At 72.6% G+C, this 15,033-nt stretch carries 9 protein-coding genes; 4 read left to right on the forward strand and 5 right to left on the reverse strand.

Going from position 1 to position 15,033, the window contains the following annotated elements; all coding sequences use genetic code 11:
- The first annotated feature begins 64 nt into the window (after positions 1–64).
- Entirely contained in the window at positions 65–1,726 is a 1,662-nt protein-coding gene (locus CHF15_RS23090; RefSeq protein WP_089225765.1) for a flavin monoamine oxidase family protein, read from the forward strand.
- Between the two features lie 28 nt (positions 1,727–1,754).
- Here CHF15_RS23090 and CHF15_RS23095 read toward each other — a convergent pair whose 3' ends face one another.
- The 4 genes from CHF15_RS23095 to CHF15_RS23110 all read right to left on the reverse strand — a co-directional run bounded on the left by CHF15_RS23095 (position 1,755) and on the right by CHF15_RS23110 (position 5,766).
- Positions 1,755–2,813, reverse strand: coding sequence for a sulfotransferase (locus CHF15_RS23095; protein WP_089225766.1), 1,059 nt, complete (start codon positions 2,811–2,813; stop codon positions 1,755–1,757).
- A gap of 58 nt (positions 2,814–2,871) precedes the next feature.
- Entirely contained in the window at positions 2,872–4,275 is a 1,404-nt protein-coding gene (locus CHF15_RS23100) for a class I adenylate-forming enzyme family protein (RefSeq protein WP_089225767.1), read from the reverse strand.
- A gap of 235 nt (positions 4,276–4,510) precedes the next feature.
- A complete protein-coding gene (locus CHF15_RS23105; protein WP_089225768.1) occupies positions 4,511–5,194 on the reverse strand; it encodes a thioesterase II family protein in 684 nt (227 codons plus the stop codon).
- Positions 5,191–5,766 carry a sugar phosphate nucleotidyltransferase gene (locus tag CHF15_RS23110; RefSeq protein WP_089225769.1) on the reverse strand — a complete coding sequence of 192 codons (576 nt, stop codon included), beginning with the start codon at positions 5,764–5,766 and terminating at the stop codon, positions 5,191–5,193. The genes CHF15_RS23105 and CHF15_RS23110 overlap by 4 nt, the downstream gene beginning before the upstream one ends.
- A 452-nt stretch (positions 5,767–6,218) precedes the next feature.
- Here CHF15_RS23110 and CHF15_RS23115 point away from each other — a divergent pair, with 452 nt between their 5' ends.
- The 3 genes from CHF15_RS23115 to CHF15_RS23125 all read left to right on the forward strand — a co-directional run bounded on the left by CHF15_RS23115 (position 6,219) and on the right by CHF15_RS23125 (position 9,296).
- Positions 6,219–7,229, forward strand: coding sequence for an ABC transporter ATP-binding protein (locus CHF15_RS23115; RefSeq protein ID WP_089225770.1), 1,011 nt, complete (start codon positions 6,219–6,221; stop codon positions 7,227–7,229).
- Positions 7,226–8,074: an ABC transporter permease gene (locus CHF15_RS23120; protein WP_089225771.1), complete on the forward strand. Its 849-nt coding sequence runs from the start codon at positions 7,226–7,228 to the stop codon at positions 8,072–8,074. Before CHF15_RS23115 ends, CHF15_RS23120 begins: the two co-directional genes overlap by 4 nt.
- Positions 8,075–8,285: 211 nt before the next feature.
- A complete protein-coding gene (locus CHF15_RS23125; RefSeq protein ID WP_245938987.1) occupies positions 8,286–9,296 on the forward strand; it encodes an ACP S-malonyltransferase in 1,011 nt (336 codons plus the stop codon).
- A gap of 76 nt (positions 9,297–9,372) precedes the next feature.
- Here the strand turns inward: CHF15_RS23125 and CHF15_RS23130 are convergent.
- On the reverse strand, positions 9,373–15,033 hold a 5,661-nt coding region (locus CHF15_RS23130; RefSeq protein ID WP_143681623.1), incomplete at its 5' end, for a type I polyketide synthase.

A 15,033-nucleotide genomic window follows, 5' to 3' on the forward strand; every position in this document is an offset into this window, starting at 1 on the left:
GCTCCGCTCGAATGGTCTCCGGTCTCCTGGAAACGATGTGGAATCGGCCCGAGAGGTATTCCCGATGACGTCAGTCAGCCCGGCCCCCGTCACCATGCTCGTGCCGGATTTCCCGTTCTCCTACGACGGCTGGCTGCGCCACCCGGCCGGGCTCGGCGCACTGCCCCCGGAACGCCTGGGCACGCCGGTGGCCGTGGTCGGGGGCGGGATGGCCGGCATGACCGCCGCGTACGAGCTGATGCGCCTGGGCCTGCGCCCGGTCGTGTACGAGGCGGAGCAGATCGGCGGCCGGATGCGCTCGGTGCCCTTCCCCGGGCAGCCGGACCGCGTGGCGGAGATGGGTGCGATGCGCTTCCCGCTCTCCGCCCGGGCGTTGTTCCACTACGTCGACCTGCTGGGGCTGCGCACCACCCCCTTCCCCAATCCGCTGGCGGCGAGCACGCCGAGCACGCTCGTCCATCTCATGGGCGAGCGGCACCGGGCGCGGGTCGCCGACGACCTCCCGGACGTCTACCAGCAGGTGGCCTCGGCGTGGGAGAAGGCGCTGCAGGAAAGGGCGGAACTCGCCACGATGCGCGACGCCGTCCAGCGGCGTGACACCGAGACCCTGAAGCGGGTGTGGAACCGCCTGGTCCGGGAGTTCGACGACCAGTCCTTCTACGGTTTCCTCGCCACCAGTTCCGCGTTCCAGTCGTTCCGGCACCGGGAGATCTTCGGCCAGGTGGGCTTCGGCACCGGCGGCTGGGACACCGATTTCCCCAATTCGCTGCTGGAGATCCTGCGCGTGGTCTACACCGAGGCCGACGACAACCAGGTCGCCATCACCGGCGGCTCCCAGCGGCTGCCGTACGGCCTGTGGGAGCGGAGGCCGGAGCGGTGCGCGCACTGGCCGGCGGGAACGTCCCTGATGTCGCTCAACGGCGGGTCGGTCCGGCCCAGGGTGCGGGAGGTCGTCCGGGACGGCGCCGGCTTCCTGGTGACCGACGCCTCGGGGCGCGGCGACCGTTTCGACGCGGTGGTGTACACCCCGCACCTGTGGACGTTGCTGAACCGGGTGGAGTGCGACCCGGCGCTGCTGACCGCGCCACTGTGGACCGCGGTGGAGCGCACCCACTACATGGGCGCCTCCAAGCTGTTCGTGCTGACCGACCGCCCCTTCTGGCACGACCGCGACCCGCTCACCGGCGAGCCGGTGATGAGCATGACCCTCACGGACCGCATGCCGCGCGGGGTGTACCTCTTCGACGACGGCCCGGACCGTCCCGGCGTGATGTGCCTGTCGTACACGTGGAACGACGACTCGCTGAAGATGGCGACGCTGGACCCGGGCGAGCGGCTGGACGTCCTGCTGGACAAGCTGGCGCTCGTCTACCCCGGGCTGGACATCCGCTCGCACGTCGTCGGCGACCCGCTCACCATCACGTGGGAGACCGAGCCGCACTTCATGGGCGCCTTCAAGGCGAACCTGCCGGGCCACTACCGGTACCAGCGCCGGCTGTTCACCCAGTTCATGCAGCGTGGCCTGCCCACCGCGGAGCGCGGCTTCTTCCTGTGCGGGGACGACGTCTCGTGGACGGCGGGTTTCGCCGAGGGCGCGGTCACGACGGCGCTGAACGCGGTGTGGGGTGTCCTGGAGCACCTGGGGGGAGCCACGCACCCGCAGAATCCGGGCCCCGGCGACCTCTTCGAGGCCCTCGCGCCCCTCGACCTGCCCTACGACGCCTGAGGGACGGCAACCCGCCCCTCAGGCGTCTCTACCACTGACGGCGGGCCGTGCCCTCCAGCGCCGCGGCGCCCTCCGCGCAGGACTCGCGCAGCGCCTCCAGGTCCACCGGATCGAGCCGGAGGGCGGAGCCGCGGCGGCCGGCGCCGTCGAGGAGCCGGACGGCGGCGTCCAGCCAGTCGGGACGGGCTTCGACGCCGATGAACCCGGCCAGCCGGGTCAGCTCCTCACGCGGCCGGTCCAGCAACTGCTCGTAGGAGAGCGCGGTGTGGGTGCCGGCGGGCAGCTCCTCCAGGTTCCTCACGCCGTCGACGATCCAGCGCGACCACATCGCGCCGAAGACGGGGAGCGGGATCGGCCGGTCCATGATCAGGGCGGGGTCGTAACTGCCGGTCAGCAGCGGGGCGAGGTCGGCCGGGAGCCGGGCGAAGTGTTCCGGGGTCAGCTCGTGAGGGGAGTCCACGCCGCAGTGCTCCGTGATCTCCGCCAGCATGGGAAGCATCCGGAAGGCGATGTGCCGGCTCATGGACAGGGCGCAGTCGGGGCCGTCGCGGTGCAGGTGCACGAAGCGCGCCTGGGGGAAGAGGGCGTGCAGCTGCCCCACCCTGCCCAGGGAGAGCCCGGACCGTTCCACGACGGCGCCCGTCGTGCCGAACCGCTCGGCGAGGGTGGCGAAAAACGCCTGCCAGTGCAGCGGTGCGGGGCGCGTGGGCCAGGCGCGGATCTCGCGCTCCAGGTCGTCCAGCAGCCCGTCGGGGTCGTCGGTCAGGTGCGGGAGGACCATCATGCTGATGGCGGGGATGCCCGTCGTCGCGGCGGAGTGGCGCCACTCCGGGTGGCGGTTGTAGAGGAACTCCGGGGGCGGTGCCCCGTTGCGGACCAGGCTGTCGCTGACCGGGTTCGGCCGGGCCAGGCAGCCCCAGAACTCGGGGCCGCTCAACGGCTCTTCGGTGAGCACCACGGGATCGACGACGCTCGCGAAGAGCTCGTTGAGGCTGAGGATGCCGGGGTGCAGGTTCACCACCGCCGACAGCGCCGTGGAGCCGCAGCGTCCGGTACCGACGACGAAGGTCAACTGCTCGTTCGGCACACCGACGTCCTTTCATGTGCTGGTCGTACTCGCCATCACCCCGGGGTGGGGCGTGTCGTCATTCTGCGGCCATGCGCGCGAGCTGCTTCTTGTCCGGCTTGCCGTTGCGGTTGAGGGGGAACTGCTCCAGCACGACGACCCGGTTGGGCTGTTCGAAGGCGGGAAGCAGCGAGCACAGCCGCTCCCGCCAGTGGCCGGCGTCCCGCTGCTCCTCGTCCTCGACGAAGAAGACCAGCTGGGAGCCGCGCAGTTCGTCGGGGAGCGGCACGATCCGGGTGGGGCAGCCGGCGGCCGCCGCCTTCCGCTCGATCAGTTCGGGGTAGAGCGTGTAACCCATGCGGTGGACGGCGAACTTGCGTCCCAGGACGTGGAGGTTTCCCGCCTCGTCGAGGTGGCCGAGGTCTCCGGTGCGCTGCCAGCCGGTGGGGGCGGGGACGACGGAGCCGTCGTCGGCGATCTGGCCCTCGAGCGCGTCGGGGGTGTCCACCTCGATCTCGCCGGGCTGTCCCGCGGCCGCGTCGCGGCCGTCCTCGTCGACGATCCGCAGCCGGATGCCGTCCATGGCACGACCGCACGCGACGGGGTTGTCGAGGGTGGCGAAGGAGATGTTGCCGAGCTCCGTGGAGCCGTAGCTGTCGAGCAGCGGCAGGCCGAACTCCGCGACGTAGCTCGCCACCAGGGGTGCGTCCAGCGGCGCCGCGCCGACGCAGAACATCCGGGTGCCGGCGATGTGTTCGCGCAACGCCGGCTTGCGCGTCACCAGGCTCAGGATGCTGCGGTAGCTGGAGGGGGTTGCGTCGATGACGGTGACGCCGGCGTCGCGGGCCATGCGCAGCGCCCGGTCCAGGCGCCGGTAGGGCGCGATGACCAGGGAGCAGCGGGTGAGGTAGGCGATGAGCACCATCGACAGCCCGTACTGGTGCGCGAACGGGAGCAGCGGCATCAGCACGTCGTCCGGGCGGTGGCCTACCTGCTCGGCGTTGCGCCGCAGGTTGCGCAGGAACTTCGCGCCGGACTTGACCACGCCCTTGGGCGAGCCGGTCGAGCCGGAGGTCCACATGATCAGGCCGTCGGGCAGCTCGCCCCACGTGTCGAAGGACAGGGCGCGCTCCACGGGAGGCAGGCCCGCCGTGGCGACGATGAGCTCGTACAGGTAGAGGGGGTCGGCGCCCTGGTCGATCGGGGTCTCGTCGTCGACGATGGTGACCTTGACGCCGGTGCGCAGGGCGATCCGCCGGGTCTCCTCGACGTGCTCCTGCTGGTCGACGAGGACGATGGAGGCCCCGACGTCCATCAGCGCGTACAGGACGCAGACGTAGCTCGCCGAGTTCCCGGCCTTCAGCATGACGCGGTCGCCGGGGCCGATCCCGTGCTCCCGGAGCACGTCGGCGACGCGGAGGGCGTCCTGCTCGAACTCCTCGACGGGCCGTACCGAGTCTGCTGCAAAGATCTTCGCGGTCATCGGTCGCACTGTGTCCTTCCTCATGGCCGAACGTGGCCGGTGCTGACGTGGTCTGCGCGGTGCCGAGGGCGTGTCCGGACCCGTTCCAGGGGGCGGATCGGAGGGTGGATCGCGGGGGGATGCGCGGGCTCGCACGACGGGAGGTGCCGTGAGGTCGGTCCCGTCCCGTGGACGCGGTTCTCCACCCGTCACGCTAGGGACCAGGTCACGTGGCGCGGTACCCCTGTTCCGCCCCCTAGGCCCCCTGCTTCGGGGCGGCGCGGTCGGGCTCGGGTCCGTGGAGCGAGATCAGCTGGTCGTGCACGAGGTTGACCACCTCTCGGCGGTGCGAGTCGAGGTAGCCGGGCGCGCCGGGGAAGACCTCCAGGTCGAACGGGCCTGCCGTGCAACGCCGCCAGGCCCGTACGCCCGGCAGCGGCGCCTGCGGGTCGTGGTCCCCCGTCAGGGCGACGACACGGCACCGCAGGGCGGGCGGCCCCAGGAAACCGCGGTGACCGGGACCGGGGCGCCCGGAGACGAAGAGCGTCAGCGGGCCGGTCTCGGTCTCCCGCTCCAGCCGCTGGGCCACCCCGTAGGCGAGTTCGGCCCCCAGGCGGTGACCGAACAGGGCGAGCGGACGGTCGGTCCAGTCGAGCACCGCGTCGTAGATCTTGTCGGCGAGACCGGGGCAGTTCCCCGGTGGCTTCGGGTCGTCGGCGTGCACCAGCGGGTACTGGACGATCAGCAGTTCGACCGTGGGCAGGAGCAGTTCCGCCATGGCGAGGTAGCAGACCGAGGAGTTGCCCGCGTCGGGCAGGTCGGGGAAGCAGACCAGGCGGTAGCTGCTCGGGACCGCCGGCTGCTGGATCCGGATGAGCGCGACGTCGTCGAGCGCGAGGTCCGCGACGGTGCCCGCGTGGCTGCTGCCCTCGGTGCTCATCCCCCGACGGATCCCGCCTCGGCCGCCCCGCGCGGGGAGCCGTGACCGCCCGGTTCCCCGCACTCACGAACCGGCCCCGCGCAGGCGGTGACGCCGAGTCCCCGGTCGTACAGCCACCGCAGGGCGTCGGAGAGTTCGGGCCCGTTCCCGGCCGCCGGCCCGACGGCCTCCACGGCCGTGTGCAGGGCCGAGGTGAAGAAGTACACCTCCCAGGGCGGAGGGCCGGCGATCCGGGCCGCCACGATCTGCGCGGCGGGCCGCCGGACCCGGAACTCCTCCAGTTGTCCGCCGATCCCGCCGTCCGGGAACCCGTCGCCCGCGCACAGCACGAAGTCGTCGTCGGCCAGCCACTCGCGCGCGCTGCGCACGGCGTCCAACGTGCCCGCCCGCCCCTGGTGCCCGGGTACGTAGGTGACGCTGATGCCGAAGCGGGAGCCGTCCCCCGCCTCGGTCCTGACGCCGTCGTCCGGGCCGGCCACGACGACGCCCACGTCCACGACGCCCGCGTCGGCGATCCCCCGCAGGACGTGCGGCAGGACCGGTCCGCTCGCCGGCACCACGAGGGCCTTCACAGCGTCCCCTCGCGGGGGAGAAGCGCGCGCAGCGTATGGGCACCGGTCGCGCCGAGCACCGCCGGACACGGTGATCCAGGGTCCGCGGGAAAGCCCGTACGAGCACGACCCGCCGGAAATTCATTTCCCGCGAAGTAATTCGGCGCGATCATGCGGCGATGCTAGAGGGATTCCCGACGGGGCCGCAACACCGCTTTCCCCAATGTTTGCCGAGACAGCCGGAAAAGCGATCCGGGTAACGCCGGCCGACCCCCTATTCCCCCTTAGAATTCCCGGCCGCCACCCCTAGGCCGGCAGGGAACCGGGATACGGCGAAACCCCTTGTGCTACACAGGATCCGCACCACATCCATGTCCTATTCAGTCGGCGCTCGACGCGCGGCCGGTCACACGACTTTCCCGTGCGAATCCCCGGACTGCCGTTGCCGCGTCCCGCACGATTCGTAGGCGTCAATGACATCACATCAGACCACGGATTCCGCCGTCGTGGTGGACGGGCTGGTCAAGAAATACCCGGGGCGGGACCGGCCCGCGGTGGACGGCTTGAGTTTCTCGGTGGGCCGCGGCGAGGTCTTCGGCTTCCTCGGGCCGAACGGAGCGGGGAAGACGACGACCATCGGCGTCCTGACGACGCGGGTCGCCCCCACGGCGGGACGGGCGTTCGTCCAGGGCGTCGACGTGACCGCCCACCCCGCGCGGGCGCGCCGCGCCTTCGCCGTCGTACCGCAGCGCAACAACCTCGACCGCTCCCTGAACCTGCGCCAGAACCTCGTCTTCCACGCCGGCTACCACGGCATGAGCCGCGCCGAGCGGAACCGGCTCGCCGACGAGTGCCTGGAGTGGGTCGGACTCGCCGACCGCCGCAAGGCGCGCGGCGACGAGCTGTCCGGCGGCCAGGCGCAGCGCGTGATGATCGCGCGCGCCCTGATGCACCGTCCCGACGTGCTGTTCCTCGACGAGCCGTCCACCGGGCTCGACCCCCAGGCACGCCTGTTCATCCACGAGCGCATCGCCGAGCTGAGCGCGCGGGGCGTGACCACCGTGCTCACCACGCACGACATGGACGAGGCCGCCAAGCTCTGCGACCGCGTCGGCATCGTCGACCACGGCCGGCTGCTCGCCCTCGACACCCCGCAGGCGCTGCTGAAGAGCCTCAGCAGCACCGCGCTCACCCTCACCGTCCAGCCCGCGCAGCCTGGGGCGGAGAGCGTCGTAAGCCTGCTCGAGGGGATCGAGACCGTCGAGCGGGTGGAGGTGGTGCAGCAGGAGGAGGACGCCGCTGAGCAGGCCGACACGCAGGCCCTCGTACGCCTGCGCCTGTACAGCGACGCGCCGTCCGGCTCGGTGCTGCCGACGGTCATCACCGCCCTGGCGGAAGCCGGTTGCGACATCAAGGACCTGAGCGTGGGCACCGCCACCCTCGAGGACGTCTTCATCGATCTGACCGGCCGGGAGCTGCGATGACCACGACCACCGCCCCCGACCCCGTCGCCGGCTTCCCCGAGGAGCTGCGTCCGGCCCGCACGGGCCTGCGTACGGCGACCCGCACGTTCTTCTTCATCCTCTGGCGGGACATCTTCGTCACCGGCCGCGAGCTGGGCATCTTCCTCGCCCAGGTGCTCGTGGAACCGCTCTTCATCCTCTTCGTGTTCGGCAAGGTGCTGGGCGACCTCGGCTTCACCGCGGGCGGTTTCCAGCAGGTCCTGCTGCCCGGCGTCGTGGCGCTCAACAGCTTCCTCGTCAGCCTGCAGAACACGGCGCTGCCGCTGGTCATCGACTTCTCCTGGACCAAGGAGATCGAGGACCGGCTGCTCGCCCCGATCCCGACCACCCTGGTCGCCGTGGAGAAGCTGGTCTTCGGCGCGATCCGCGGCGTCATCGCCTCGCTGGTGATGATCCCGATCGGCCTGCTGGTCCTGGACGACGTCTCCTGGCCCCTGGACACCTTCCTGCCGACCCTGGGCGTGCTGCTGATGGGCGCGATCGCGGGCAGCACGGTGGGCCTGACCATCGGCACCCTCGCCCCGGCCCGCCACATCAGCGTGGTCTTCGCCGTGACGCTGACCCCGCTGATGTTCACCGGCTGCACCCAGTTCCCGTGGCGGGCGCTGGCCGACATGCGCTGGTTCCAGGTGCTGTGCACGGTCAACCCGCTGACCTACGTCAGCGAGGGCATCCGCGACCTGATGCTGCCGGCCGCCGGCCCGGCCTCGATCCCGCTGTGGGTGGACCTGCTCGCACTCAGCGGGGCGATCGTGGTCTTCGGGGCGATCGGCATCGCGGGCTTCCTGCGCCGGGCCCAGGACTGACCCGGGCTCCCCGTCCTCCGTTCCCCTCCGGGCCTCGTGGACCGGGCCGCGCGCGCCGCGCACGGCCGGGTGCACGGGGCCGCTTTCGCTCCGGTCCGCTCCTGCGCACCGGGACGACAGCGGGCCCGCCGCCCGAGCGCCCTTCCCGACCCCGCTCCCTACGCAGACCGATCATGCCGGGCGACCGGCCGGCGGCAAAGGCATTCACACCATGGACAATTCCGGGCTGACCCCCGACACCGACAGCACCGCCCCTTCCCGGCCGCCGCACTCCGGCGACGTACCGGACCGGACCCGCACGGCGATCGTGTTCCCCGGCATGGGGCCCTCGTCCTTCCCCGAGATCGGGAAGTTCCTGCTGCTGGACCCCTACGCGCGTCAGCGGCTCGCCGAGGCCGACGAAGCGCTCGGCTACTCGCTCTTCGACCGTTTCCGCGCGGCGGACGACGACTACTCCGCCTCTTCGCAGATCGCCTTCCTGATCGCCTCGATGGCCATGGCGGACCGGGCGGTGGACTCCCTCGGCCTCTCCCCCGACGTGTGCGCCGGGCCGAGCTTCGGGCAGAAGGCCGCCGCCGCCTTCGTCGGGTCGCTGTCCTTCGCCGAGGTCGTACGGCTCACCGCGGAGTGTGCCCGCTGCGAGGAGGACTACTTCGCCGGCTCGTACCAGGACGCCGTCACCCACTGCTTCGTCCGCGTACCGCAGGAGCCGTTCGACGCGATCCTCGCCGACTTCGACGGCCGGGGCGCCTGGTACGACGTCTCCGGGCGGCTCGACACCGGATTCCACATGCTGTCGGTGCAGGAGAAGGAGCTCGACGGGCTGAAGGCCCTGATCAGCGCGGCGGGCGGCTACTCCATGTACTCGATGCGGCCGCCGGTCCACGCCGCCTCGTTCGCGGCGCTGCGCCGCAAGGCCGAGGCGGAGGTGTTCGGGGCGTACGAACTCGCCGATCCCGCCCTGCCCGTGGTGAACGACGTGGACGGGACCGTCGTCCGCGACGCGGCCGCGATGCGCACGATGATGCTGGACACCTTCGACCGGCCGATCCACTGGCCGAACGTGGTGGCGGGCCTGAAGGGACTCGGTGTCGGCACGGTCTGCGTCGCGGGCCCCGACAACCTCTTCCACCGGCTCGACCTCACCAAGGACTCCTTCGAGGTCGTGACGGTGGGTCTGCCGAAGAAGCGCCCCCGGGAGCGGGAGCGGCGCGGCGCCTGACCCGGCACGACGGCGGAGGGCCGGACCCCACTCGAAGTGGGGGTCCGGCCCTCCGCCGTTCGGCCGGCGGCCGCCGTCAGAGCGTGTCGCTCAGCCAGTCCTCCACGGCCCCGGCGGTCGTCGCCGCGTGCCGCTCCATCATGGTGAAGTGGTCGCCCTCCACGTCCACGGCGGTGTGCTCCAGGTCCCAGTAGGAACGCCAGTCGCCGTCGGTGGGCCGGAACCAGTCGAAGAACCGCTCGCCGGCCCGGACCAGCAGCGTCGGTGACGTCACCGCCGTCGGCTTCCAGCCCGCGAAGAGCCGGAAGTAGGCGCCCATGGCCAGCAGACGGGTGTCGTCGACCGGCACATAGCTGTCCTGCCGCTCGGCGATGCCCTGGCCCAGACCGGGCTGGAGGCCCACCAGCGCGTCGTCGTCGTGCGAGTAGATGTCGATCAGCACCACGGCCGCCGGGCGCGTTCCCTCGCTCTCCAGCCGTGCGGCGACTGCGTGGGCGAGCATGCCGCCCGACGAGTGTCCGAGGAGCACGAACGGCGCGCCCCCGGTGTGCCGCAGTACGGCCTCCGCCTGCGCGTCGATCACCGCTTCGACGGTGGTCGGCAGCTGCTCGCCGCGCAGGAAGCCCGGTACGCCCATCGCCCACACGTCCCGGTGCCCCCGGAAGCCGGAGGCGAACCGGGCGTACTGGTGCGGGCCCGAGATCGACAGGATCGAGGGGAAGCAGACCACGCCGGGCCGTGTCTCGCCCCGCGAGAGCCGCACGAAGGCGGGTGCCTTGCGCAGTTCCGCGGGTGAGGAGAACGAGGGCCGGAACCGCGAGGCCTGCATCAGCATCTCCATGAACTGGCCGGAGGTGCCCTGCGCTCCGGCCTCCTGGAGCATCGCGCCGAACACCCCGCCGCCGTCCTCGCCGGGGTTTCCCGTGTCTCCGGCGACGGGCGACGCCGTGCCGCCGGAGGCCCCGGCGAGCTCGGAGCGCAGCAGACCGGCGACCAGCAGGGGGGTCGGGTAGTCGAAGAGCAGGGTGGGAGGCAGCCTCAGGCCCGTCGCCGCGTTCAGCTGGTTGCGCAGCTCCACGGCGGTCAGCGAGTCGAGGCCCAGCTCCAGGAACTCCTGGGACTCCCCCACCGCGTCGGGCGACGGGTACGCGAGCACGGCCGCCACCTGGGCGCGCACCACGTCGAGCAGGACCTTCTCCTGCTCCTCCTCCGGCAGCCCGGGCAGGTCCGCGAGCCGCCGCGCGGCCGCCGACGCCGCCGCCTCACCGGCGCTGTGCCCGGCGGCCCTGCGCGGCCCACCGCGCACCAGGCCCCGGAAGACGGCCGGAAGGGCACCGGCCTCCGCCCGGGCCCGCAGCGGCGCGGTGTCCAGGTGCATGGCGACCAGGACGCCGTCGCCGGCGGCGGTGAGCGCACCAGCCGTGTCGAACAGGGCCAGGCCCTCCGCGGAGGACAGCGGGGAGAGTCCGGCACGCGCCAGGCGCTGCATGTCGGCGGCCGTGAGCTCACCGGTCATCCCGCTGGGCTGCTCCCACAGGCCCCACGCCAGCGACACCGCCGGCAGCCCCGCCGCTCGCCGGTGCTGCGCGAGGGCGTCGAGGCAGGCGTTGGCCGCCGCGTAGTTCGCCTGGCCGGGGTTGCCGAGCGTGCCGGCCACCGACGAGAACAGTACGAACGCGGCGAGGTCCGCGCCCTGCGTCAGCTCGTGCAGATGGAGCGCCGCGTCCACCTTGGGACGCAGGACGGTGTCGATCCGTTCGGGGGTCAGCGAGGGCACGAGACCGTCGTCTAGACGTCCCGCGGCGTGGACGACGGCGGTGAGCGGGTGCTCGGCGGGGATGCCCGACAGCAGTGCCTCCAACGCCTCCCGGTCGGACGCGTCGCAGGCGACGACGGTCGCCTCGGCCCCCAGTGCGGCGAGGTCCGCGACGAGTTCCGCGGCGCCGTCGGCCTCGGGGCCGCGCCTGCTCGTCAGGAGCAGGTGGCCCACGCCTCGTTCGGTCACCAGGTGCCGGGCCAGGATGCCGCCGAGGACGCCGGTGCCGCCCGTGATGAGGACGGTGCCCTTCGGGTCGAAGGCGGGGATCCGCGCGTCGCCGGCGTCCCCGGGGGTCTCCGTCCCCGGACGTGCTGCCGGGACCCTGGCCAGCCGTGCGGCGTGCAGTGCTCCGCCGCGGACGGCGAGCTGGTGCTCCCCGCTCGCCGTCGCTGCCGCGGCGGCCGCCAGGAGGGGGGCGAGCTTCGCCGGGGCATCGCCGCCGTCGCCGGCATCGCCGCCTTCGCCGCCGTCGTCCTCCGCGTCCAGGTCGAGCAGCAGGAAGCGGCCGGGGTTCTCGGACTGCGCCGATCGCACCAGGCCCCACACGGCCGCCTGGGCCACGTCCCGTACGCCTTCGCCGGGTCGGACCTCGACCGCGCCGCGCGTCACGAACGCCAGCCGGGAAGCGGCGAGCGACTCCTCGGCCGACCACTCCTGCACGAACCCGAGCGCGGCATGCGCCGCGTGCCGGGCCGCCTCCGCGACCCGCGCCGCGCCGCGGCTCCCGGTCTCGCCACCGGGCGAGACGCACGAGACCAGCACGGTGTCCGGCGACGGCTTGCCGGCCGCCACCACGCCGGCCAGCGCGTCCAGGTCCGCGTACACGTCGACGGCCGCACCGGCTCCGCGCAGCGCGGCCTCCAGGCCGAGCGCGTCCGCACCGACCACGGCCCAGCGTCCGTTCTCCGGGGCGGAGACCCCTGGTGCGGGGGGCCACTCCAGCCGGAACAGCGAGTCGTGGAAAGCGGTGCCGGCCGACGCCCGCAGCCGGGCCGGGTCCAGTTCCCTGAGCAGCAGCGACTCGACGGACACGACCGGTTCGCCCCGCTCGTCGAACGCCGCGAGCGACACGGCGCCCGAACCCGCGGGGGCCAGCCGCACCCTCAGCGCGCCCGCGCCGACGGCGTGCAGGCCGACACCGCCGAAGGAGAAGGGCAACCGCATCCGCGGACCGTCCTCGGCCGGCGCCTCGTCTCCGGCGACGAGGAAGGAGCCCAGCACTATGCCGTGGAGCCCCGCGTCCAGCAGCGCCGGATGGACCCCGAACCGCGCGGCCTCGGTCAAGGTCTCCTCGGGCAGCATCAGTTCGGCGAACAGCTCGTCGCCGCGGCGCCAGGCCGCCCGCAGGTTGCGGAACGCCGGGCCGTACGCGAACCCGACGGCCGCGAAGCCGTCGTACAGGCCCGTCACGTCCAGCGGTTCGGCCCCGGCGGGAGGCCAGACGGCCGGGTCCTGCGCAGGCGGCGGGGTCGCCCCGGCCTCGGGCCCGAGCAGACCGCTCGCGTGCCGGGTCCACGGCACGTCCTGGCCGCTCTCGCCGCTCGCGGCCTCGGGGCGCGAATGCACGGTCAGCGCGCGCCTTCCGTTCGCGTCCGGCTCCGCCAGCGACAGCCGCAGCTGAAGCGCGCCGCGTTCGGGCAGGACGAGCGGTGCCTCCAGGGTCAGTTCCTCCAGCAGCGCCGTACCGGCCCGCTGGCCGGCGTGCAGCGCCAGCTCCACGAACGCCGTCCCGGGCAGCAGGACCGCACCCGACACGGCGTGGTCGGCGAGCCATGGGTGGGTGTCGAGCGAAAGGCGGCCCGTGAACAGCAGCCCGTCCGAGTCGGGCAGTTCCACCGCCGCGCCGAGCAGCGGATGCTCGGCCCGCCCGAGACCGGCCGACGCCACATCACCCACCGGCGATACCGGCACGTCGATCCAGTACCGCTCCTGCTGGAACGCGTACGTCGGCAGATCCACGCGGCGAGCGCCGGTCCCCGCGAAGTACGCCTCCCAGTCCACCGTGCCACGCCGCACATGCACGAAGCCGAGGGCGGCGATCACCGTCTCCGCCTCGGGACGGGCGGCGCGCAGGACAGGGGTGAGGGCGGTGTCTTCGGTGGTCAGGCAGTCCTGGGCCATGGCGGAGAGCACGCCGTCGGGGCCGAGTTCGAGATACGTGGTGACGCCGGCGGCCTCCAGGGCGTGGACGCCGTCGAGGAAGCGGACGGCCTCGCGGACGTGGCGGACCCAGAAGTCGGCGGACCCCATCTCGTCGGTGACGACGGCGCCGGTGAGGTTGGAGACGACCGGGATGCGGGGGGCGGCGTAGGTCAGGCCCTCGGCGACCTCGCGGAAGGCGTCGAGCATGCCGTCCATGTGGGGCGAGTGGAAGGCGTGGCTGACCGTGAGTTGCTTGGTCCTACGGCCCTCGAACCGTGCCACGATCGCGGTCGCCGCGTCCTCGTCGCCGGCGATGACGACCGACTGCGGGCCGTTGACGGCGGCGATGCTCACCCGGTCGGTGAGCAGCGGCAGGATCTCGTCCTCCGACGCCTGCAGCGCGATCATCACGCCACCGGCCGGCAGGGCCTGCATCAGCCGCCCGCGAGCCTCGACCAGCGTGCACGCGTCCGCCAGGGACAACACCCCTGCGACGTGCGCCGCCGCGATCTCACCGATCGAGTGACCGGATACGAAGTCCGGCCTCACACCCCACGACTCGAGGAGCCGGAACAGCGCCACCTCCACCGCGAACAACGCCGGCTGAGTGAGCTCCGTCCGGTCCAACGCCTCAGCGTCGTCACCGAACATGACGTCCTTCAGCGGCACGTCGAGGTGCGCGCAGACCGCGTCCAGCGCCTGCGCGAACACCGGGAAGCTCGCGTAGAGCTCTCGGCCCATGCCGAGCCGCTGGCTGCCCTGCCCGGTGAAGAGGAATGCGAGCTTCCCGGTGCTCACGGTGCCCTGTGTCACCGATGCCGCCGGGCCAGCGGCCTCCAGCGCGGCCAGGCCGCGCAGCAGCTCGTCCCGGTCGGAGGCCACGACCGCCGCACGGTGCTCGAAGGCAGCACGCTTGGTGGCCAGGGAGTAGGCCGTGTCGACGCCGACCGGTTCCGGGACGCTCTCAAGGTGCGTCCGCAGGCGGGCGGCCTGGTCACGCAGCGCGTCCGCGGACTTCGCCGACAGCACGTAGGGCTGTGCGGATACGGCGGGCGGTGCCGCGCTCCTCACCGGAGCGGGGTAGTCGGGGGCCTGCTCGATGATGGTGTGGGCGTTGGTGCCGCTGATGCCGAACGACGAGATGCCGGCGCGTCGCGGGCGACCGGTCTCGGGCCACGCCTTCTGCTCGGTCAGCAGCGAGACGGCGCCCTCGGACCAGTCGACGTGCGGACTCGGCTCGTCCACGTGCAGGGTCTTGGGCAGCACGCCGTTCCGCATCGCCATGATCATCTTGATCACACCGGCGACACCGGCCGCGGCCTGCGTGTGGCCGAAGTTGGACTTCACCGACCCCAGCCAGAGCGGCTGCTCGTCGCTGTGCTCCTGGCCGTAGGTGGCCAGCAGTGCCTGCGCCTCGATCGGGTCGCCGAGGCGAGTGCCGGTGCCGTGTGCCTCCACGACGTCCACGTCGGCGGCGGTGAGTCGCGCATTGGCCAAGGCCTGCCGGATCACCCGCTGCTGGGACGGTCCGTTGGGAGCCGTGAGCCCGTTGCTGGCGCCGTCCTGGTTGACCGCCGAACCGCGGAGCACCGCCAGCACCGGGTGGCCATTGCGGCGGGCGTCGGAAAGGCGCTCCACGAGCAGCATGCCGACGCCCTCACCCCACGCGGTGCCGTCAGCGGCGGCCGCGAACGGCTTGCAGCGGCCGTCGGCGGACAGGCCGCGCTGAATGCTGAACGCGACGAAAGTGCCGGGCGTCGCCATCACCGTCACACC

Origin of the sequence: Actinacidiphila glaucinigra (genome assembly GCF_900188405.1) — a bacterium.
GTDB classification, from domain to species: Bacteria; Actinomycetota; Actinomycetes; order Streptomycetales; family Streptomycetaceae; genus Actinacidiphila; species Actinacidiphila glaucinigra.

Bases quoted from the DNA above. Each gene is read 5' to 3' on its own strand.
- CHF15_RS23090 (WP_089225765.1), top strand. From the start codon at position 65: ATGACGTCAGTCAGCCCGGCCCCCGTCACCATGCTCGTGCCGGATTTC.
- CHF15_RS23100 (WP_089225767.1), bottom strand. From the start codon at position 4,275: ATGACCGCGAAGATCTTTGCAGCAGACTCGGTACGGCCCGTCGAGGAG.
- CHF15_RS23105 (WP_089225768.1), bottom strand. From the start codon at position 5,194: ATGAGCACCGAGGGCAGCAGCCACGCGGGCACCGTCGCGGACCTCGCG.
- CHF15_RS23115 (WP_089225770.1), top strand. From the start codon at position 6,219: ATGACATCACATCAGACCACGGATTCCGCCGTCGTGGTGGACGGGCTG.
- CHF15_RS23120 (WP_089225771.1), top strand. From the start codon at position 7,226: ATGACCACGACCACCGCCCCCGACCCCGTCGCCGGCTTCCCCGAGGAG.
- CHF15_RS23125 (WP_245938987.1), top strand. From the start codon at position 8,286: ATGGACAATTCCGGGCTGACCCCCGACACCGACAGCACCGCCCCTTCC.